Here is a 22,212-nt window from a genome sequence, read left to right as displayed (position 1 = left end):
GGGATCACCATGGCCACCACGTCGGCCGGGACCGGCCAGGCACCAAAGGGGAAGGGATCAGCGGGACACCGCCGCGCTGGCAGCGGCCCAGCGTTCTGCAGTACCTGGTACGCCATCGGGATCAGCAGCTGCAGAGGGCAGAGGCTGGCCAGTAGGCTCGTCTTTGGCATAAAAAAACCGCCTCGAAAGGCGGCTTTCCGTTAGTCAGGACGAAACTAGCGTCAACTCAACACGGGTTTACCATCAGGACCAGTATTGTACTTCGCATCGCATTTCGGGAAGCCAGTGCAGCTATAGAAGTCATACGGCCGAGGTTTCATGCCTCGTTTGACTGGTTTGCTTGTTCCGACCCTGTGGGCAAGCTCCTTGCCGCATTTCGGACACGCAATGCCGGTAGGCGGCGGCGGGGCCTTACGCTCGCCGGGCTTGCCTTTGGCATCGGGCAGCGTGGTCTTGCACTCCCGATCAGAGCAAGCCCAGAAGAACCCATGTGCCCCCTTGATCCGGTGCAGCGGCTTGCTGCACGTCGGGCACGGATGAGCAACTGGCAGGTCGGCCGATTCCAGCTTGCCCAGCTCGTCATCGAGCGCGGACCAAGCGGCAGAAACAACGCCAAAATAGTCGGCCTGGCCTTCTGCGATCTGGTCGAGCTGTTCCTCAAGGCCTCGGGTGTAGTCGAGGTCGATAAACGCGAAGCGGTCTACCAGACCATCGCGCACCACTTCGCCGATAGACGATGGCTGCAAGTAGCCCTTCTTGTCGGCCACGATGTATTCGCGAGTCGTGATGTTGTCGAGGATCGCCGCGTAGGTGCTTGGTCGGCCTATTCCAAGGCGCTCCATTTCGGCGACAAGGGTAGGTTCCTTGAACCTGACCGGCGGCTTGGTCTTTTTGCTGAGTACGCGGCCGTCCGCCGCTACCAGTTCCGCGCCCACGGTGAGCGCCGGAATCGGGTTGTTCGCAGCCTCGTCCGGTTCGCTGTCCTCGTCCTCGGCATCGTCGGTGTAGACGGCCAGCCAACCCGGCGTCAGCAGGGTGCGGCCGGACGCTTTGAACGATACCGGCGTGCCCTCGGCATCACCACTGAGGCGCACGGTTCGGACGGCATAGGTCGCATCGGCGAGCTGAGACGCGACCGCACGCTGCCATATGAGGCGGTATAGTGCCCGCTCGTCGTCGTTCTCCCCGCATTCAAGATCGACCGCATGAGTCGGCCTGATAGCTTCGTGGCCCTCCTGTGCCCCCTCCTTCGCCTTCCACTTGCGCGGCTTCTCGGCCAGCGGCAGGCCTGCGCCCTGCGCATAAGCGGCAATGTCTGCCCGGCCTTCGTCGTCCATGTTTGGGGCGTCGGTGCGGTGATAGGTGATCACGCCCTGCTCATAGAGGCGTTGGGCCAGCTCCATCGTGCGCTTGGGCTTCAACTTGAGACGCTGACCTGCGGCCTGTTGCAGCGTCGAGGTGGTGAACGGCGCGGCAGGTGCCCGGCCCTTCTCGCTGTCCTCGTATTCGGCGGCCGATACGTTGCGAACGGCGGCCGCGAGCTTGGCCAGCGAGGAATCCAGCAGGTAGCTTTCGCCCTCGGGCAAATGCGGTTTTGTGTCCCACTGTGCTTTCCATTTGGTGCTATTGTCGTTCTCAAAAATCAGCTCGGCGCCGTAGTGCTGAGTGACATTGAACACTGCAATGGCCCGTTCGCGATCAACGACAAGGCGGACGGCAGGAGACTGCACCCGGCCAGCGCCTAGGCGTTGCCCGGTAGCATTGGACAATGCCGGGCTGACTCGGTAACCAATGATACGGTCGAGCGCCCGGCGGGCTTCTTGGGCATGTACTCGCGGCATGTCGAGCGGACGCGGCACCGCGAGCGCCGCCATTATTTTTTCCTTGGTGATTGCCGTGAACGTCACGCGCTCCGGGGTCTTGAGGCGCAGCGCGTCAGCAAGGTGCCATGCAATCGCCTCACCTTCTCGGTCGGGGTCTGTTGCCAGCAACACACGGTCTGCCTGTGCGACGGCGGCCTTGAGTTTGGCCAATACACCTTGCCCGCGTTCGGTCGGTTTATAGGTCAGTTCGAATGAAGGCGGCTCGACACCGAGCTCTTTCGGAGGCAGGTCGCGCACATGGCCAACGCTGGCCATAACTTTGTAACCTTCGCCGAGAATTGCGCTGATTTTGCTTACTTTGTTCGGTGATTCTACGATTACCAATGTGCTCATTGGTTGTGCTCCTATTTATCCCGGAAGTAGCCGAGCCACTGCCCGGCTACGTTTATCGTTACATGTCAGCTTCAAGCCCACGGCTGCGCGAGCGTGGAGCAGTAGTAGGTTCAAGACCTGCCAGCTGCTTGAGTTTCGCCGGGGCGTCCTTTGGCAAGGTGACATCCTTGCCATTCTTCACGTCCTCTATGAGCGCCTGCTTTGCCTGCTCGGGTAGTTTTCTCCATGACACGCCAGCGCCAACACCATCGAGCGGAGTGGCCTGGCCATGGTTCAGAACTTCCTCGCGTTCCTCTTTGGCTCGATCTTGCATCGCAGCTGTCTTACGGTCGATTCCAGCTTTGACCGCCGCCGCCGAACGAGGCGCACCTTTCGTGCTGCCGATAACACCATCAGCGGCCATACTGCGTACCTCACTAAGTGAGGATTGCGCCCCGGCCAGCACCTCGGCAGCATGACCGCGTTCTGTTGCTACAGCAGCATCATCGGCGCTCGTCGTCGGGTCGTTGCGGGCTTCCATGTCACGGGTACGCGCAAGGGTAGTCAGCCGTTCGGCAGTAATGGCAGCATCGCGTTTGGCCACCGCCATCTGTTCAGCCAACATCCGGCGGGCAGCCTCGTCGCCTTGGCTCCCGGCAATATCATTCCAGTCGGACCCCTTTTCTCCATCCTTGAACTGCGGGGCCATGACGCCACCGCCATGCTTCTTGGCTGTTTCGGTGGCCTTTACCAGTCCGACGTTGGCCTTGGGCTTGCCGTTGGCGTCCAACTCCTTCGGTGCGTTGTGGTCGTTGTCGGCAGCGATTAACAGCGGGCGCGACGGGTAACGCTCGCGCAGCTCGGTGGCCACTGCGTCGAGATTTCCACTGTCAAACGCTACGATGACCGGCTTTCCTCCCAGCAGGCGCGAAACTGTGTCGGCCGTGGCATAGCCCTCGGCGAGCACCAAAGGGGAATCGCCATCTTGCGCAAGAGCCTTCTGTGGGTCGGCGGCCCCAGCAACGGTGTAGAGGCCAGCCTTACGGCCGCCTTTCATGAACGATTTGAAGTAGGGATTGACGCTTTGTAACGTCCACATTTTCCCCTCGCCGTCTGTACCTGGTATCAGCAGGTCACCAGCCTTGAAAACCCGATTTGCCGGATCAGCCTCGCGCAGCGCCTTGGCTTCTTTAGCAGTCTTGGCGATCTTGATACCGTGAGCGGCAGCGGCCGGCGAAACACGGTCTGGCACGACACGCAGACCTACAGGGTTGACTATGCCTTTGGCTTTGCAATAAGCGTTGTCAGCGGTAGCGGCCGGAGCCTCCTTCCACAACGCTTGTGCCGCTTCGGATGTTGCTCCTTGCTCGGCCTGGTGGGCGGCATCACGGGCCTTACGTAGCTCGGCCGCCTCGGTAGCTTGGCGGGCACGGTCGGCTGCGCTGAGCTCCGGTGTTTTGCCCTCGGGTTTCCAATGCACGACTTCGCCCGTCTTGTAGTTCTGGATGAAGCCGCCTGGCGTGCGGCCGGCTTCGTGGTAGGCATATGCACCACTGGTGGCCCCACCCCGGTCGCTATCTACTGGCACACGCTGCATCTTCCCGTCTGTGACGACCTCGCCTTTGAGCAGCAAGCCGGCATCCTTCAATGCGTCCTTGAACTGATCGATTGCAGGTTTGGGATCCGAAGCAGTGACGACATGGGTCTTGTCCAAACTCCACCTGGCGAGGCCAGATGCTGCCAGATCCACGCCTTCGGCCGCATACCATGATTTTGCTTCCTTATCCCACTTGGCTCCCGCCGCTTTTGCCTCGTTTTTCTCTGAATATGGCACAGCCAGATAGGTACGCGATTGCATAGGTTTCTCCGGTTTATCATGCAAAACGGCACGGTCCGGTGCCCGTGCGGCATCGAGGCCAACGTGCTGCGCACGTTCTACGGCGGACTGTTCGGCGTCTTCGTCGGTTGCACCGAACCCCCAAGCCTTGCGGCCGTCATCGAGCTGCACATAGACGGCCTGCTGCCCCGCGTGCTGGGCGGCGCTCTCCGGCACGGTGCGGCGGCTGTGGACGGTGTACGCCTGCTGCTCCTGCCGTGTGTCCTGCGCCCGCTGCTTGCCATCCATTTCGCCAAGGTACTCGCGGAGCTCCTTGTCGTTGTCGGTGTCGCCGGTGTAACGGCCGAGGTCGCGCACCGTCTCGTAGACCCGTTCTTTCACAACCGGGTTGAGCAAGACGTTTTGATGTATCCACTGCGCTGCCTCGTCCATAGCGGGCTTGCGCTCCGCGAGAATGGCTTGCTCGCGGGGGGACGGCTCAAAGCCCATTTCGTCGTATTCATTGAGCGCGTGGGCCAGCTCCCTCGCCTTGCTGTAGTTCGGGTCGCCCATCCTGACGGCCATTTGCTTGTCGAACTCCTCGCACGCTGCATAACGCCAAGCCAGCGGCACGGGCGCGCCCTGGGCCTGCGGCAGATCCTGCGAGGCGACGGGTTCGCGTTCCTGCCCTGCGGTCAAGTCGTTGGCCTGCTGCGCTGGCTGACGCTCTACTAGCTGCGCCTGCTCCTGCTCGAAGTCCATCACGTAACCGGTGATGCGTTCAGCGTCAGATGCAGCCCGGAAGATTTCCTTGGGGTCGTCCTTCAACGCCTTGATCCAGGAGCCGACATAGGCTGCGTGGTGGCTAGGGTCGTGGCCTATTTCTAGGCGCTCGCCCAACATCAGCGAAGCAATTTCTGCTCGCAATTCTTCACGGGCGTATTTTTCGGAACCGAATGGGTGTCCAAGGTCACGATCAAGACGCGCTGGGTGCCCAGTCCAGTGGCCAAGCTCATGCAGCGCGGTAGCGTAGTAGCTGTCTGCCGTTGGGAACTGGTTTCGCTCGGGTAGAGTGATGCTGTCCGTGATGAGTCGATAGAAAGCCCGGTCGCCGGGTTCGTGGCGAATGTCCGCGCCCGAGTTGGCCAAGATGGCCTCAGCTCTGGCGTGGCGCTCAGGTTCCGGCCCTGTGGGACGAGCTTCCAGGGGTGGCAAGCCGTCAATCTGCGAGCCATTGAACACCACGGCCATGAATGAACGGGGCCGTTCGAGTTGCACGGTCACGGTTTTCTGTTTGCCGGTGTCCGGATCAATGACCGGACGCCCCTGATCGTCGGTGGCCTTTCGTTCTTCGCTGAATTTCCAGTAGACGATGTGAGATCCCTTGGAGCCCTTGCGCACTTGTGCGCCCTCAGCGGCAGCTTGGTTGTAGGTCATCCAGCGCGGATCACCGTGGCCCTGCATGTGCAGCCAAAGGCTGTTCATGCCACGGTATTCCTTACCGGTTGTCGGGTTGTACGGTAAGCGCAACTCACCAGGCAGCCACGGCTTTTGCCAGGGCGCGGTCCCCTGCTCCAACTGCTCGATGATCCGTGCCGCGACTTCCTCGGCATATTCCTTTTTCATAGTTAATTACCCCCCTTCCGCACGGCCTTGCCGTTCACCACGATAGCGGTACCTTCCGGGTCAGCTGCCAGATCAGCGTTCGAGGCCCACGCATCTGCTTCGGAAATTGCAGTTTCCTGGAAAGCGCCGTTGGCTTCGGCTTCGGCGGCGGTGTGCTCTACCTGCACACCTGGTGTGCTACCGTCTTCGGCGGACGTACTCACGATAGGATCAACACGCGGGGACGAAATGGCTTTCACTTCGGTAACCTCCTTGCTGGTGCGTTCTTCTTTGGTGCTCATGACTGTTTCCTTTCTCTGTTGACGAACAAATACGGCTGTCGGAGCCGTGAACGGATTCAGAGCGGGGATGCTCACAACGGTCTGTTGACCGACTCCGTAACGGGCCAGATAGCCATTCAAAAACCCTTTATTGAAATCGCCGGTGTTGTAGGCAGATAGAGCCGCACGAAGGGCGCCCTGTTCATTCGGATATTCCGGCAACGCATTACTGTAAAACGCGGACAGAACCCGGGCGCCAGCAGCTAAGTTCTTGCAGGGGTCGAACATGTCTTCGACCCTGTAGCCGAGAGATTTAAGATTGCTGCTGTTGACCTGCATGTACCCCATATCGACAGTGTGCCCAGCGTCGATGGCCATATAGGCGACCGTCACGGCGTCTTGTGCAGTCTTAATCGCTATAGGGTTTTTAAATACAACCTTGTGGCGCTTTGGCTTGAGCTGGCCATCTTCGTTCATGACCATGATCGGGTTGCCTTTTTTATCGCGTTCGGTCACCCATTTGATGTTCACATTGAGTGCTAATGGGTTCCCGCCGCTTTCAACCTGGATCACCTTCTCAAGCGTGGCCGGAGCCACATTCGGGGCGCAGGTTGTCATCATGTCGATGCCGATCACTGTTTGATTACTCCTGCTGTAATGGCCGCTGGATCACCGGCGATGGTTATTGGCTGGGCTAGTCCCCTGACTTGGGAAAGTGGCACAGGTCCAAAATAACGACTGTCGAAACTGCCGGGGCTGTAGCTGGAAAACATCCAAATTTCCCCAGGCTGTACGACATAGCGGCCACTTGGCCACCCTGGAATAGCTGGCATAGCTGCAGTGTTGGGTAGGGTCACATTGTTAACTGTTACCCCCCTCCCCTGTTCGAGCTCGATGGTATCGCCGGCAACTGCTGATATGGGCTTAAGCAAAGTGGTTACCCCAGTCCCCTCGCAGTCACCGACTGCGAGGTAACCCCGTTCGGCCATCAGCCGAACAACCGGTAGATCAGGCGGACAAACTTCAACAAGAGCACCACGTTTAATGCTGTCCAGGTCAACGCTTTGCACAAGCCACAGTCCATGTGGAGCAGAGTCCGTGAAATTGAAGCGCAGCCCTGCGTGATAGCCGCCTGTGAGCGTGATACCGATCAAGACGGCGACAGTGGTTGTGATAACTCCAAAACGGCGGCCTTTCATTGAACAACAAAGCCTTTGTCAGATGGCTCGCTTTCAACATGGGTGGTTTGACGCTGATCACCACCCCGAATAGCGTCAGTAAGTACGGGCGGGATCTTCGACCGCTTAGAGAAAACAGGGTCCAAGAAATAGAGAATTTGCCGGCCGCGGATTACTGGTTGCCCGGCAACAAACACCAGCATTTCTCCTGGGGCTAGGATCTTCTCACCACTCGCGTCCTTAACCGGGCCTGGGAGGCGCATGATTTCGTCCGGCTCCATCAGGGGGCGTTTTACCTCCTGATAGCTGCGGGATACGTTGTCTAGGACTGCGCCAAAGCGCTTGCCAGATGTAGTCACCTGCTCTTTCACCACAGTGGTGTTGCCAGTCATTTTCGACATCCATTCTGCGGTTTCGAGCTTGTTGGGGGCGTAGGCCACACGGACGTGACAGTTGGAAATAATGCTTTCCTCACGGGTGTATGCCTTGTAGAGCTGGGACACGTCTTGCGTGATGATGTAAGCCTTCATCCCGTAACCGGCGATGTACGCAAGCGCTTCCTCAAACACCTCAATTTTTCCCAGCGTCGGGAACTCGTCCAACATCAGCAGCAAACGGTGCTTATGCGCCGCCTTGGCCCGGCCGTCGTCAAACTCCATTTCGTCGGCCATGGTGAGCACGATCATGGTCAGGAGCAGACGGGTGAGCGGCACAAGCCGCTTGGAGGTCTTCGGCGTCGAAATGAAGTACAGCGACACAGGCCGGTCGTGATCCATCAGATCAGCAATCTTGAAGTCGTTTCTCGACGTGTTTTCGCCCACGATGGGATCTCGGTACAGAGCGAGGGCATTGTTCGCGGTGGAAATGATGCTGCCCAGTTCGCGGGCCGGAGTGTTGGCCATCCGGGTACCAACGCCGGTGATGACGATCTGCGCCTCACGATTGGCCGGATCGCCGTCGTTGATATGCACCTCACGCATTTCATCGAAAAGACCAGCGAGCGCTTTGGGGTCGCCGTCCGGGTCGTCTGTAAGGTCGTTGGCGGTGTCCGGCGCGGCGAAGTCACCCACGCCGGTCAGCATGTGGCCAATGTCTTGCAGGCATGGCGTTCTGCCTACCTGCTCGCCCTTGTAGAGCGCGTGCAAGATCAGCCCTACCAGTAGCTCGAAAGCGGCGCTGCGGAAGTGGTCGCTTTCGATGCCCTTGCCGTCCGAGTCCACGACCATGATGGCGATGTTCTGTGTATCACTGACCTGAAAGCGGGTGCGGAACTGGATTTCGCCGAGGGGATTCCACGCGCAGCCAGTGCCAGGCTTGGCTGGGTCGAAGCGGAGGATCACGTTGTTGGCGTGCTTCTGCCGCCAACCAGAGGTCATGGCGTAGTTTTCACCTTTTCGGTCGAGGACGAACACCGAATGGGGCCAACTCAACAGAGTAGGAATAACAAGGCCGACCCCCTTACCAGAACGGGTCGGGGCAAGGGCTAGAACGTGTTCCGGGCCGTCGTGGCGAAGATAGAACGTCTTGCCGGTTTCAGCGTCATCGTAGGCCCCGCAATATACGCCCTGCCCGGTTTTTCCTTCTCGTGGCAGCAGGCCGGTTTCCTGCACTTCTTCGCGGGTGGCAAAGTGGGCAGTGCCATGCACGTCCTCATGCTTACGTGAGCTGCGAGTCTTAAACCCGATCCAAAGAACATAGGTTAATAACCCGACCAGCAGGCCAAGGGCAAAGATCATAAAGGCATAGTTGTAGGAACTCGGGGCGGAGTTATAAAACTTAAACAACCATTGCCACCAGTCGAAGGGCATATAAAACTGCCCAAATAATGACGGCCCAAGAGCCGGGTGGTAACCGACCTGGTACGCAATATATTGCGTACATACACTGTTCAGACCAATGATGAACAGCACTAAATAAACGCCACCGAGAAGCCGCAACTTTCCCGCCGACGAGTTTTTATCGCTCATAGTTCAACCTCTTTACCTCTATCTGTGAATCGTCCACGTCCATCAACCTGGACGATGCGACCTAGTTTCCATGTCGCCGCCTTGGCGACTACTCGGGGGCTAGATGGCTTGACTAACATTTCATCGCCGCGTTTCAATAGCAGCACTTCGCTCCCGTCCTCCATGCGCCTACGACCTTGATATGTGGCCCTACCCGCATCGGTTGACTCCCACACTCGATGATAGTCTATAGTAGATATTTTGTCTCTATTTTTGTTACGTTCTTCAATCCATTTCTGTACCGCTTTGCCAGACTCCACGGGCCTCTCGGGGTTGCCAGCCGTCCGTTTTCCCGTTGGTTTTCCGGACAGTCCGGTTTCGGCCAAAAACGCGGCCTCCATGTCGATCTGCGCGGGTGTTGGTTTGTATACTTTCGGCTTCGTCGGCGAACTCCCCTTTGGTGCTATATCCATCTGCCATTCGTTGCGTTCAACCGTCCTACCATCAGGTAGAGTCACATTTTCACTGCCCAAGTGACTGACGCGCACGCGGTCGCCCACAACAGCGGCGCTATTGGCAACGGCCCGTTCAAGATCGACACCCCATATGGTTCGATCTGCGCCCGTCCCGTCGCGCAACGTAACGAAGTAGCTTTGGCGGTTGCCCTTGACGTGTTCGAACGGGGCTTTGCCGAAGTCCACCAGTTCGGCAAAGTCATCGTGGCTAGATGCCTTGATTTCGGCCTGGAAGGCCTTCTCCATGTCCTTGTGCTCGGCTGTCTCACGCCTCATCTTCTCCATTGCCGGATCGGTGAACGTGACCTTGAGGTTGTGCATACCGGCAAGCTGAGCAACTTCAAGGCGGAACTCGTCTGTGCCTTCAACGATGAGGGCCTGCCCCTCAAACCTCTTAGACGCCAGTTCGAGCGCAACCAGGGCCGCGCCGGTCGTGGCCTTCTGCGCCTGGACGTGCGTTTTTCGGTCGATCACCATACCGCCGTCGATCGTGCTGTAGGCCATAGAACCGTCTTTCCTAGCCTTGGGCTTGAGCTTGTCGAGAACAACAGATCTAGCCTTGTCGGCCCGGTCAGCGGTTAGCAGTTCGCCGTTCCAGCGGCGCGTCCGTTCTTCGCGGTCACGCAGGACTGCCAGCGCCTCGGCGTTGCCACCTTCTGCCTGCTGGGTCAACCAATCGGCCCATGTGGGCATAGTCGTTTGCTTAAACAGAGCCTGACGGCGAGCGGCGGCATTCTGTCGGTTTTTCTGGCGCGAGGCATCGGCCTGCTGCTTGATCGTGCCGTACATCAGGCGTTTGATTGGTCCCTTGCCAGCTACCTTCAAAATCATCCGTTGCGTCTGGCCCCACCGCCTCACCTCAGCATTGAAAGCCGCGCTATCGTATTTGATTTGATCTAGGCCCTGACGCCTGGCCACAACGGCCGCTTGCCGTTCGCGCTGGTACTGGTTGAACAAGCCGGCAGTGGTTGGGTTATCCGGTCGAAGCGGCCGGGACTCATACCGTTTACGGCCTGTCTTTGCCCTGGCCTGCTGTTCGGAAGGCTGGAACGGCCCAAGCCGATCAGTTAGGGCCTTCATGGACAAGTCGCGGCCAACGTTGCTGGCCTTGGCCCAAATATCTAAATCCGGATCGCCAACGACAAGGCCCGAGCCGCGCTGACGAATCTCTAGTCCGTGTTCGGCTGCTGCGTCGTGTAGTTCTTGCCAGTGCATAGCCTGCCGGAGCGCCGGCGCCAGTTCCCTGGCCGCGTACCTGGTTAGCGTCTCTATGCCGCTGTGAGCCTCTGAGTCAGCTGCTTTACCACTTATCCGGCTGCGTCCGCTTCCGCCTGCTTCGCCAACAACTGTTCTATCGCCATGTCCCGCCCGTCGCAGGCTATCAGATCGTTCTTCTCCTCGTTGCTGTAGACCAGAACGTGCATCACCCGGCAATAACACCGAACCTCTTTTGGCAGTGCGTGCCATATGGCAGCTGGACAACTTTCGCAGACCGTTGAGGGTTTTGGCCTCCGGTCCATCGGTAAACGAGAGATCGTAGGACTCTCGTAGATATTGTCGAAATCTGCTATCTCGCTGCCCGGGGTGCTGGCTTCGTTCAAGTTCGATTCGGTCATGTCGATCTCTGGTTCGTTCATGGTGTTTATCCTCAATTCCGTGGTTGGTTCGTTGTAGGTCATATTTCAATTCAAGGCGCTCACACGCCTCCATCAGCCTGCGTTTGTCGTAGTACGGTTCAATGTTTTGTAGCCCAGTGGGATGGACCTTGTTGATGGCAACATGAACATGCAGATGATCAGTGTCGATGTGGACTGCGGATATTCGTTGGTGATCAGCAAAGCCTATTGATTCACATAGTTCGTCCTCGATTGCGTGCAGCACTTCAATATCAGGACGCTCCCCAGGAGGGAATGAAAAGACCAGATGGTAGGTTTTTTCAGACTTGGATCTGGTGTTGGCAGACTGGGTGGCCAAAATAAGAATTGCGGCATCAGCAGGGTCGTCGGTTCCACAGTTGGTAACACGATAGCTGGCCACCTTCTCCCCCTTTGAGGTGTCAGTGCCCGTATCTAAGATGTAATCGGCGGTGCGTTCCCAACTTGTCGGATCGATTCCTCCTTTAGCCGCGACCATGTACTTAACTAATTTGGCCGCGCTCGATGACTGATGAGCCTGGCGAGCAATTCGGTGGGCAATCATTTAACCACCTTGCCCATGATTGCCCGGAGCTCTGCCTGTAATGATCGAAACTCGATCATCATGGACTCTACATCTATAGGACGAGCTCCTTGGCCCCGCTTTTCGGCGAGCCACAGCTTTAGAAGACCAGCAACCCGGCCAAGGTCGCCATTCACCTTCACCAAATCAGTTACAGCCGACAAATCGGCAGCGGCTCTGATCGGAGCGTTCAGGCCGGCCGCTCTCATATATGAGGACAAGGACATTTTTGCTTGATCTGCCCTAGCGGCTAGTTCGCCCTTTTCATCCTGGTTTACCCAAACTTCTATGCGCTGCCGGCGAGGTCGGGTGCCCCTGCCCTTCCCCGTCAGATTCTGTTTTTCTTCTGTCATCAGTACCTCTTTCCGTCGCACCTATGGCGCGGCTAATAACAACGCTCCTCCCCTTCCATCCTCTGGTGCAGAGCCTTTTGTCGCGGCAGCGACTGTAAGCCTCGCAGAGCAAGATGACGTCGAACCGAAGGTGAGTAAGGAGAGGTGTTGTACTGGTACGGGCTTGCCCCGTACCGGTACAACACACATCTTGCCAGATACTCCAGTGCAATTCTACGCGACAGAGGTTTATCAGGGGCACCAAAAGTGAAAGGAAAGGGCTGAAAACCACAAAATCGCATACAATCGCGCAGAGTCGCACAAAAAGGCTTGCGCAATCGCATATGGTCGCGTAGATTCGCACTAAATCGCACTGAATAGCGTAGCTTCGCATTATCGGGTACACTGATATGCCGCAAATGAATAGGAGGTGACAGGCATGGCAGACACGCCAAACAAAAAGCCCCGCAGGGGTGCCGGTCGTGTCGCGTTTCTGGCCCACTTAGAGCAGTTCCGAAAACTGATCGAAGCAGGTAATGAGCAACGCACGATCTACGACGAGTTCGGTGGTGAAACTCAATTGGGCATCAGTTATTCCCAGTTCAATCGCTACGTCGTCCGATACATCACAGGAGCAAAACAAGATGGGCACCAAAGGAAAGACGGCGGGCCGCTCGCCCCTTCACGCCCCTCCCCTGCCCCCGCAGGAGCCGGAGCAAGAACAACAGAAGATAAAAAACCAGCAGTTTTCCAGCACGATCCAAGCAGCGGCAATCACCGCGACGACCTCATCTGAAAGGAGCGAAAGCCATATGAACGACGTAACTACTACTGATAAAAAAGCTGTCCGCACTGTTCACTTCACCCTGCAAGGCAAGGGTGGCGTAGGCAAGTCTTTTATCTCGTCGCTGCTGGTCCAATACCAGCTTGGTAAAGGGATGGCGGTCACTCCTGTAGACACGGATCCCGTGAATGCGACCTTGGCGGGCTATAAAGCATTCAATACCCAGCGCCTGGAGCTGATGGAAAACGGCTCTCTTATCGAACGCAATTTCGACCGGCTGATCGAGCAAGTAGTTGAGGACGATACCAACTTTGTCATCGACAACGGTGCTGCCTCCTTCATCCCGCTGTCTTACTACCTCGCCGAAAACGACGCAATCAACTTGATTGGCGAGAACGGCAAGCGGGTCGTCATTCACACCGTCATTACCGGTGGCCAGGCGCTGCGTGATACCCTCGGCGGCTTTGCTTCACTGGCCGAACAGATGCCAGGTAATGCCGAGTTGGTCGTTTGGCTCAATGAGTATTTCGGTGACATTGAGGCTGAGGGTAAAACTTTCGAACAAATGAAAGTCTATTTGAACAACAAGGAGCGTGTTAGCGGTATTATCCGTATTGCTCGCCAGACGGGCAGCACATTCGGCGAAGACGTAAAACTGATGCTGGATAGCAAACTGACATTCGATGAAATCAAACAGTCGCCAGACTTTGGCCTTATGTCCAAATCACGGCTCTCGAAAGTCAAGACAGCGATTTTTGAACAACTTGATACCATCATCTAAGGGGATGGCAGATGGAAAAGCTCGATTTTGACGAAATACGGAAGGAGGTAGCGATCCAGCACAGCGTGCTGCTCGGCAAGGACGATCCGATATTGGTTACTGTCACGATCAATGAGCTTGTTCTGGCTCACTATGCCAAGCAGATGACTGCGCTCCAAGATGAAGCCAGCAGGGCTTTGACAGTGAGCTTGCAGCAGCAAGTTGAGCAGTCAAAAGAAACTGCCGGGAAGGTTATTACCGAAGCTGCCAACTACGTCAGCGATAAGATGCGGCAGACTCTGGATGCTGCTTTAGCAGATGCCGGTAATGAAATACGTAGGCATATTTCAAACGGGGTAGCAGCTAGTCGTGAAGCAGTGGATAGCAGTAGGGATGCCCAAACTGCCAAAAACAGTGCATTCATAGCGGCTGTGTTATCAGGATTTGCAGCGACGGTGGCGGTAGTATCCTTGATTGTGATACTACTAAAATAAAGCCTGCTCCTGATAGGCTAAAATGCCGCCAAAATGGCGGCATTTGTCTATCTAAAATACGTCAGGTGGTCTGTAGCATCGCCTCTATTTTGACAGTTCAATCACTTCATCCACGGCGGCTTTGGCAATATCTTCGAGAGTATTACCGTAAGGCCACAAACCGGTTTCCTTTACGTACTTAATAATATCCTGCCCAAATTCTTCACAAACCAAATAAAGCCATTCGCTCGCGGCCAGCTCTTGTTCGCGCCCATTAGCGGCTTGCTCCAAAACAGGAAATGCACAAGTCATAACCCAATACGTGGTGTCATACATTCCTCCGGGGCAGTGATCCGCACATTCATAGCCGCCATCAAAAACTCTATCACCAACAACCTCCCCTTCTAACTTTGCAATTTCAGTGTCAATTCCAATGCAAATATAAACAATAGACTGAACATCAAATGGACTCATAACTCACCTTATGTTGGATTATTCTTTGTGAAATTTGCCTTTCTAGATTCTGAGCTGCGCTTTAAGTTTTCAGCGCCTTTGGCTCTTTACCGCTGTGCTGTTGTTGATCTGCCTCTCTGAGTTCTTCGCCGCGCAGAGGAAAACAACACGCAGTAAGGGAGGCGATACCAGTGCGCCCCACAAGCCGCAGCGCAAGCGAACGGAGTGAGTGCGAACGGGTGAGGAGGCGGCGAAGCGAACACTGGTAGCAGCGACCGGCGTGTTAGTTTGAAGCGCGGTGAAAGGCTCATAGAGGAAAGGCTGTGCTATCGAGCTGGCCACAGGTGCGGCAAGCGGAGCGCGCAGCCTCGTAGAGGCGGAGGCATGAGCGATGGAAACCCGAGCGGAACGCGCTGGGTCGAGACAGCATCTGTTCGCTGGCTCGATGCGGAGCATGACGTAGCGACCGCTTGCGGTCATGCCCAGTGCCGAATCACAAGTTGTCTCGCGCCCCCTGCCCTCCCCGGGTCATCGAGGCGCAGCCCGTGGCCACGTCTCTCCCTGGTACCGGATCCGGGCTGCCGGCAGGGCCTGCAGCCCCCGGTGAGCTCATGGCACCCGTCCGCTACTCGGCGGCGGGTACCAGCCAGGCACCAAAGGGGAAGGGATCAGCAACACACCGCGCCGGCATCGGCCCGGCGTTCTGCAGTACCTGGTACGCCATCGGGATCAGCAGCTACTGGCCAGGCTCGCCCTGGGCGTCGCCGGCCGCCCCGGGCCATCGAGGCGCAGCCCGTGGCCACGTCTCTCCCTGGTACCGGATCCGGGCTGCCGGCAGGGCCTGCAGCACCCGGTGAGCTCGCGGTACCCGTCCGCTACTCGGCGGCGGGTACCAGCCAGGCACCAAAGGGGAAGGGATCAGCGACACACCGCGCCGGCATCGGCCCGGCGTTCTGCAGTACCTGGTACGCCATCGGGATCAGCAGCTGCTGGCCAGGCTCGCCCTGGGCGTCGCCGGCCGCCCCGGGCCATCGAGGCGCAGCCCGTGGCCACGTCTCTCCCTGGTACCAGCTCCGGGCTGCCGGCAGGGCCTGCAGCACCCGGTGAGCTCGCGGTACCCGTCCGCTACTCGGCGGCGGGTACCAGCCAGGCACCAAAGGGGAAGGGATCAGCGACACACCGCGCCGGCAGCGGCCCGCCGTTCTGCAGTACCTGGTACGCCAGCGGGATCAGCAGCTGCTGGCCAGGCTCGCCCTGGACGTCGCCGGCCACCCCGGGCCATCGAGGCGCTGCCCGTGGCCACGTCTCTCCCTGGTACCAGCTCCGGGCTGCCGGCAGGGCCTGCAGCACCCGGTGAGCTCGCGGTACCCGTCAGCTGATCGGCGGCGCCGGCCGCAGCAGGGGATCGCCATGGCCACCGCGTCGGCCGGGACCGGCCAGGCACCAAAGGGGAAGGGATCAGCGACACACCGCGCCGGCAGCGGCCCGCCGTTCTGCAGTACCTGGTACGCCAGCGGGATCAGCAGCTGCTGGCCAGGCTCGCCCTGGACGTCGCCGGCCACCCCGGGCCATCGAGGCGCTGCCCGTGGCCACGTCTCTCCCTGGTACCGGATCCGGGCTGCCGGCAGGGCCTGCAGCACCCGGTGAGCTCGCGGTACCCGTCCGCTACTCGGCGGCGGGTACCAGCCAGGCACCAAAGGGAAGGGATCAGCGACACACCGCGCCGGCAGCGGCCCGGCGCTCTGCAGTACCTGGTCAGTTACGTGTTATCTAGGGCGGTTTTTTTGGTGAACGGGTGGGAGATAAGCTGTTGTAGAAGCTGGCGACAAATGCCGAGTTGCATGGTGTGCTATCCCGGAACCCATGCGATGGCCTCGGCATTTGTCATGAAACATGAATCAGTAATTGATAGTGATCAACTATCGTATGGATCCCATATTGCCCCAAATCCAGCAAGGTGGGCAAGTATACTCCACACCCCATATGCCATGGGACTAGGGTTCGTTTTACTAACCCAGCGGCGGAACGAACGCGATCCTTTCCCCCTGCCAGCCTCTGCTGGCAGGCCAACAAGCTGCGCCACTTCCACACCAGTGAGCGGTTGTTCTAACCCTTTTCGTTGTCTGATCAACTCCAATATTTCCCTGATTTCATCAGGGGTAGGAGGTTGCCAATCATCAGCAAATGGTTTAAGCGTTTCTGGTCTAATCATGACGAATCCTTTAGCAAAACAGCCTCAGCAGTCGCCGAGGCTAATAATTTTATAAGTGAACAGAGCGGCCGGCCTCCGCGCCACCAAGGCGTTCTACAAGCACAGGGGCGTGCCCGGGAGCAGTAGGTGCTGGCCATGCCGCCCTGGACGGCGCCGGCCACCCCGGGCCATCAAGGCGCTGCCCATCATTGTAACGGCCTAGCCTGAATGCCCTTAATGCAGTCAGCAGCAACCCTAATTCGTAACCATTCATCTTGGGTAGACGAATAGGGTGGTGAAAAGCTATAGCGTAGCGAATGCGTCTTGCAAGCGATACAATATCCGTATTCATCGCGTGATCCTCAAGTTTACCGGTGAGTAGCCCCTGACGGGCTGCAACCATGCAGGGGCGTTTCATAGAGCCCCCTGAACTAGGGGGCTCAACTATTGGTCACTTAATCAATGGCCGCTAAGATTGATTCTTTCTCAGGGTGAAGGAGTACCCAATCTCTTAAGTCATGGAACAGCTGTGAAAATTGTTCCTGATCCAACCCTGATGTATGGAATGACAAATGGCTATACATATAAAGACAGGCGGTAATACCTAGAGCATCCGCGCTCATAATTCCACTATATCCATTGGGAGCCACCACATTCATTTTTTCGGGCCGGTCTGGGGTCATATAAAAACCACCATTTGATAGCTCCCACATTGATAAATACCCCCCTTCATAATCACCAGACAGCAGCCTAATTTGTTGGCATAGCATTGACTCAAACACGACTGTATATCGCCCGACATAACGAGGAAGCATATCAAGACGACGAGCAGAAATAACAAGGGAGGTAAACAGGGAAGCATCTTTTAATGTTTTCATCGGAGTTTTCCGGTATTGACCGTGGCGACTTGCCCGGTCTTCTGATACACATGGTAGGCCAAATTGGCCTACCCGTCAATGTTAATCAGAAAAAAATAGGCCAAAATGGCCTACCTATCGAAATGATATTTATATTAAAAACGGGCCATTAGGCCCGCTTTCTTAACTCCAACTGATCCACATTTTATTTAAAGTCAACCGACGTTCTGGCCAATCCGGTAAATTAACAGCATGAGCACGATAATTAATCCGAGTATTAACAGTGCAACGCGGAAAGGGATTAGCCACTTTACAATAGCGGTAAAAAAGACCGACGAGACGAACACCATAACGATCACGTTCCCAGGTCAAGACATTGTTCATATGCTCTGGGCGTTCGCGAATCCACTCTCGATAGTGTTGATGAAAGGTTCGGTTAGCTGTATGGATCATCGGAGTTCTCCGGTATTGACCGTGGCAAGTTGCCCGGTCTTCTGATATACATGATAGGCCAAAATGGCCTACCCTGTCAAACCGAATCACTTAATCAAATAGCTGAAAATAATAAATAAAGAATGGTTATCTCTCACGCCATGGTAACAGTTACCAAAAATAAGAGGTAAGCAGGGGAGAGGACATAAAAAAGGGGCCTGAGCCCCTTAACGGATCACAAGTTCAAGACGATGACCTAGCGCAGCTACTGCGGCAGCAAGCTGGTCAATCTTGGTTGTATGATGCAGGTCAGTTAGGCGCTGAACATGCTGCGGCCTCATACCGATTCTGCGGCCCAGCTCGGCCTGGCTTATCTGCCCCTCACACATAGCATTAAGCAGCAACACCTTGCCCCAAAGGCTAGGAGCCACAGTTACCACATCCTGCCCTACAACCGGAGCCGATGGCAGAGGCACCGGCCGGTGGTCTTCAAAGTAGAACTCAAAGGCTGTGACCAAGGCGGTCATCGAGGCAGCCAAAGCTTCCTCGCGGGTATCTCCGCCGGTCAGGGCTTCCGGTACATCGGGGAAGCTCGCCATCCAGGTATCACCATCACGCTCAATATTTACGGGGTAGTGCATAGTTTTTTTGCGGTTGGCTTCGAGTATCCCGCCCCTTGTGGGGCGGGCGGGTTATTTGATGCCTAGTTGTTTAAGGATTGCCTTTCTCAATCCTTCACCCAGCTCCTTGCTGGGATGCCTAGGCATCGTTGACTGTCGCCCTTGGTAGTAGAGCTTCAGGTGGTTAGTACCTTGCCTGATTTCTACCCCTTGCGACTCCAGCCATCGCCGGAACTCGCTTTGCTTCACCGCACCTCCTTTGTCTGTTGCGATAGAAGAATAATAACCTTTTTTGGTTACTCTGACAACAAAAATAACCATTTTTGGTGATTTTATTCTTGCTGGCCAGCGTGGTTGGCCATCGAGCAGCAGTGCGGCAGCTTCTCCCTTTGGTGCCCGATCCGGTTTGCCCAGCTGCACCTGGTGCGCTCCTGGGGAGCGTGCCCGGGATCAACAGCTGCAGGGGCTGGCCATGTCCGCCCTGGACGCCGCCGGCCGTCCCGGGCCATCGAGGCGCTACCCATGGCCACGTCTCTCCCTGGTACCGGATCCGGACTACCGGCAGGCCCTGCAGCACCGGGTGAGCTCGCGGTACCGATCAGCAGCTCGCCGGCGCTGAGCTCGGCGGGGATCACCATGGCCACCACGTCGGCCGGGACCGGCCAGGCACCAAAGGGGAAGGGATCAGCGGGACACCGCCGCGCCGGCAGCGGCCCGCCGTTCTGCAGTACCTGGTACGCCACCGGGATCAGCAGCTGCAGAGGCTGGCCAGCACGCCCTGGACGCCGCCGGCCGCACCGGGCCATCGAGGCGCTGCCCGTGGCCATGTCTCTCCCTGGTCCCAGATCCGGACTGCCGGCAGGCCCTGCAGCAACGGGTGAGCTCGCGGTACCGATCAGCAGCTCGGCGGCGCCGGCCGCAGCAAGGGAGCGCCATGGTCACCACGTCGGCCGGGACCGGCTAGGCACCAAAGGGGAAGGGATCAGCGGGACACCGCCGCGCCGGCAGCGGCCCGCCGTTCTGCAGTACCTGGTACGCCACCGGGATCAGCGGAACGCCTCCACGTCGGCAGTGGCCCGGGGTTCTGCTGTACCTGGTACGCCATCGGGATCAACAGCTGCAGGGGAGGGGAGGGGAGGGGAGAATGATACGAAAGGGGGTATGGGGGGGCGACGTGCGCACGATGTTTATTAAGCCCCATGATAAGTGCAGGGCGGCCCGCTACCAACGAAACCGCCCCACGGTGGAGGGAACAAGATAAACCCTCACACGGTATGTGACCAAAAAAAAGAGAGATCCACAATGGAATATGTAGCTTTCCTGGAAACTACATTTTTTTGCTTTAATTATGGTAACAGTTACCTAAAATGTTAAGGTAACTGTTACCAATAATCAGGAGCTTCATATGGAAAAAGTCACACCCTCTAAGCCGGGGCGACCGGTAACAGGAAAAGCAAAGGCTAGATCAGAGATTCAGCGAGATTACAGAAGAAGGCAGCGGGAGCGGCTGATCACTATAAATGTGGATAGGGAGTTAGCCACTGTACTACATGCGCATCTGTTAGCGATTAGCGAAGGGAGCTCAATGGTTCTTATAGAACCAGATCAGGCTGCTAAGTTGGCTCGCTTAATCACAAAAGCAGAGATCCAGCAGTTGCCTGGTTACGTTGACCGACGCGGAGCTAAGAAGAAGTCCTAGATTCATCTTAATGACCGTGTGCGATTGTGCGCGATTGTATGCGGTTATTTGCGATTGTGCGCGATAGATTTGTTGGTACGCTTTTGATCCTCCCTTTATCCCCACTTCGATCCCCTCTAATAGCGTTTTCTATCTAGATTTTATGTCTTTAAATATGTTTTAAGCCGAAATAGTCAAAATAGTCCTTTTTAAACAATAGCTTGCTTGTATAGGTGGTGTGTAATAGACGGGGCGGGGTGTGTAATAGACGGGCTTGGGTGTGTAATAGACGGGGCGGGGTGTGTAATAGACGTCCCGCACACAAAGTTATCCACAGGCTATCTTTACCTAGCGCTCGCTCCGTCTATTACACACCAGTGGCGCACTAGATAGCCATGCCTCTCCCTGGTACCAGATCCGGACTGCCGGCAGGCCCTGCAGCACCGGTGTGCTCGCGGTACCCGGCAGCTGATCGGCAGGGTATCCAGTTCGCCGGCGTTGGCCATCGAGCAGCAGCGCGGCAGCTTCCCCCTTTGGTGCCCGATCCGGTTTGCCCAGCTGCACCTGGTGCGCTCCTGGGGCGCGTGCCAGGGATCAGCAGCGGCAGGGTATCCAGTTCGCCGGCGTTGGCCATCGAGCAGCAGCGCGGCCAGCTTCCCCTTTGGTGTCCGATCCGGATTGCCCAGCGGCACCTGGTGCGCTCCCTGGGCGCGTGCCAGGGATCAGCTGCTGCAGGTGATGCCCTGGACGCCGCCGGCCGTCCCGCGCCATCGAGGCGCTGCCCATGGCCATGTCTCTCCCTGGTACCAGATCTGGGCTGCCGGCAGGCCTGCAGCAACGGGTGTGCTCGCGGTACCCGCCAGCTGATCGGCGGCGCCGGCTGCAGCAGGGGGTCCAGTTCGCCAGCGTTGGCCATCGAGCAGCAGCGCGGCAGCTTCCCCCTTTGGTGCCCGCTCCGGATTGCCCAGCTGCACCTAGTGTGATCCCAGGTGAGCCGGCAGGGCCTGCAGTATCGGGTGAGCTCGCGGTACCCGTCAGCTGATGATAAATTTCTTTACTAATCGTGCGCACGATATTATATTTAATTCATCGAGACGGGGTAGGCCCGGCAAGGAGAATCAAATGGAGTACGCTGGTCAGCTCGCTTTGTTCCTGTTGGAGAAAACCGGTTCTATTTTCGGTGTTTGGGCCGGCAGGATGACCGCCGCCGAGCAACGCGCCTTGTTTGGTCAGTTCCTTGGCAAGGGTCTCATCATCATCGACGGAGAGAAAGAAACCATCTGCAACCGTGTAAAGGTTTGTTATGGCTGGGATTACGATGATCGCAACTGGCGCCGGTGGCGCCAACTGTAATTAGCTGTACTGAATTGGATCGAATACAATATGCTGCCTCCACAAGGAAGCAATCCATGACAATTACGATACTGAGGGAAGATAATTATATGTACGCTATTGTAGAACTCATTTTTTTGATTCTTCTTTTGCCAGTTTTTCTGTTTAGTTTTATTTTGGGGAAAATTGGGAAGACCATCACGGATAATTTTGAACCCATTCAGTTGCTCAGTTGTATCTGGCTCTCGATAGTCGCTTATAGTCTTCTCCCATATCGTGAGGTAGATGATTCCAGACCGTTTGTTAGCTTAATAGAGACTGTGGCACAGAGCCATTTCTTAGGGTTTTCCACACCAATGTTTATTTTTTTTATTGCGGGCATTCTCTTTTTTACTTCAATTGTTTTTGCAAAATTCAGAATCGTAAAATAAAAACAATTATCTGCTAGTTGCAGAGTTTTTATTTACACTGCAGCAGTGCGGCAGCTTTCCCCTTTGGTGCCCGATCCGGATTGCCCAGCTGCACCTGGTGCGCTCCCTGGGCGCGT

At 56.8% G+C, this 22,212-nt stretch carries 16 protein-coding genes; 5 read left to right on the top strand and 11 right to left on the bottom strand.

The features are described 5' to 3' along the window. Positions 1 to 221: 221 nt before the first annotated feature. The 7 genes from topA to HB860_RS21655 are packed head-to-tail and all read right to left on the bottom strand — an operon-like array spanning position 222 to position 12,106. Entirely contained in the window at positions 222 to 2,216 is a 1,995-nt protein-coding gene (gene topA, locus HB860_RS21685; RefSeq protein WP_247627942.1) for a type I DNA topoisomerase, read from the bottom strand. A 58-nt stretch (positions 2,217 to 2,274) separates the two neighbouring features. Beyond that, on the bottom strand, positions 2,275 to 5,637 hold the full coding sequence (locus tag HB860_RS21680; RefSeq protein WP_247627941.1) for a zincin-like metallopeptidase domain-containing protein: 3,363 nt from the start codon (positions 5,635 to 5,637) through the stop codon (positions 2,275 to 2,277). A gap of 2 nt (positions 5,638 to 5,639) precedes the next feature. Further along, entirely contained in the window at positions 5,640 to 6,533 is an 894-nt protein-coding gene (locus tag HB860_RS21675) for a lytic transglycosylase domain-containing protein (RefSeq protein ID WP_247627940.1), read from the bottom strand. Further along, a complete protein-coding gene (gene traF, locus HB860_RS21670) occupies positions 6,530 to 7,096 on the bottom strand; it encodes a conjugative transfer signal peptidase TraF (RefSeq protein WP_247627939.1) in 567 nt (188 codons plus the stop codon). The genes HB860_RS21675 and traF overlap by 4 nt, the downstream gene beginning before the upstream one ends. After that, the gene (locus HB860_RS21665) at positions 7,093 to 9,042 is read right to left on the bottom strand and encodes a type IV secretory system conjugative DNA transfer family protein (RefSeq protein WP_247627938.1); all 1,950 of its coding nucleotides are present in this window, start codon (positions 9,040 to 9,042) and stop codon (positions 7,093 to 7,095) included. The genes traF and HB860_RS21665 overlap by 4 nt, the downstream gene beginning before the upstream one ends. After that, positions 9,039 to 11,735, bottom strand: a complete 2,697-nt coding sequence (gene traI / locus HB860_RS21660) for a TraI/MobA(P) family conjugative relaxase (RefSeq protein ID WP_247627937.1) — start codon at positions 11,733 to 11,735, stop codon at positions 9,039 to 9,041. Before traI ends, HB860_RS21665 begins: the two co-directional genes overlap by 4 nt. Then, the gene (locus tag HB860_RS21655) at positions 11,732 to 12,106 is read right to left on the bottom strand and encodes a plasmid mobilization protein (RefSeq protein ID WP_247627936.1); all 375 of its coding nucleotides are present in this window, start codon (positions 12,104 to 12,106) and stop codon (positions 11,732 to 11,734) included. The genes traI and HB860_RS21655 overlap by 4 nt, the downstream gene beginning before the upstream one ends. 418 nt (positions 12,107 to 12,524) lie before the next feature. Between HB860_RS21655 and HB860_RS21650 the strand changes: the two genes are divergently transcribed. Genes HB860_RS21650 through HB860_RS21640 form a run of 3 tightly spaced genes read left to right on the top strand, consistent with a single transcriptional unit; the run spans position 12,525 to position 14,123 of the window. Next, the gene (locus tag HB860_RS21650; RefSeq protein WP_247627935.1) at positions 12,525 to 12,881 is read left to right on the top strand and encodes a TraK family protein; all 357 of its coding nucleotides are present in this window, start codon (positions 12,525 to 12,527) and stop codon (positions 12,879 to 12,881) included. 16 nt (positions 12,882 to 12,897) lie between these two features. Then, positions 12,898 to 13,650, top strand: coding sequence for a conjugal transfer protein TraL (locus HB860_RS21645; RefSeq protein WP_247627934.1), 753 nt, complete (start codon positions 12,898 to 12,900; stop codon positions 13,648 to 13,650). An 11-nt stretch (positions 13,651 to 13,661) separates the two neighbouring features. Further along, the gene (locus HB860_RS21640) at positions 13,662 to 14,123 is read left to right on the top strand and encodes a conjugal transfer protein TraM (protein WP_247627933.1); all 462 of its coding nucleotides are present in this window, start codon (positions 13,662 to 13,664) and stop codon (positions 14,121 to 14,123) included. Positions 14,124 to 14,207: 84 nt separating this feature from the next. Here the strand turns inward: HB860_RS21640 and HB860_RS21635 are convergent, their stop codons facing one another. The 4 genes from HB860_RS21635 to HB860_RS22260 form a co-directional block, all read right to left on the bottom strand. Continuing rightward, entirely contained in the window at positions 14,208 to 14,576 is a 369-nt protein-coding gene (locus HB860_RS21635; protein ID WP_247627932.1) for a hypothetical protein, read from the bottom strand. 2,625 nt (positions 14,577 to 17,201) lie between these two features. Next, positions 17,202 to 17,624 (bottom strand): antirestriction protein, encoded by a 423-nt coding sequence (locus tag HB860_RS21625; protein ID WP_247627930.1) that lies wholly within the window; start codon positions 17,622 to 17,624, stop codon positions 17,202 to 17,204. 638 nt (positions 17,625 to 18,262) lie between these two features. Further along, a complete protein-coding gene (locus tag HB860_RS21615; protein WP_247627928.1) occupies positions 18,263 to 18,676 on the bottom strand; it encodes a type II toxin-antitoxin system HicB family antitoxin in 414 nt (137 codons plus the stop codon). 51 nt (positions 18,677 to 18,727) lie between these two features. Beyond that, positions 18,728 to 19,075 (bottom strand): type II toxin-antitoxin system HicA family toxin, encoded by a 348-nt coding sequence (locus HB860_RS22260; protein ID WP_348773055.1) that lies wholly within the window; start codon positions 19,073 to 19,075, stop codon positions 18,728 to 18,730. A 2,380-nt stretch (positions 19,076 to 21,455) separates the two neighbouring features. Between HB860_RS22260 and HB860_RS21605 the strand changes: the two genes are divergently transcribed. After that, entirely contained in the window at positions 21,456 to 21,686 is a 231-nt protein-coding gene (locus tag HB860_RS21605; RefSeq protein ID WP_247627927.1) for a hypothetical protein, read from the top strand. A 56-nt stretch (positions 21,687 to 21,742) separates the two neighbouring features. Continuing rightward, complete coding sequence (locus tag HB860_RS21600; protein ID WP_247627926.1) at positions 21,743 to 22,096, top strand: hypothetical protein; 354 nt, start codon at positions 21,743 to 21,745, stop codon at positions 22,094 to 22,096. Positions 22,097 to 22,212 lie beyond the last annotated feature (116 nt).

The organism is Aeromonas genomosp. paramedia (genome assembly GCF_023093515.1).
GTDB lineage: Bacteria > Pseudomonadota > Gammaproteobacteria > Enterobacterales > Aeromonadaceae > Aeromonas.
Note: the sequence above shows the minus strand (reverse complement) of the source record. Positions and strands in the feature narration are given on the sequence as shown.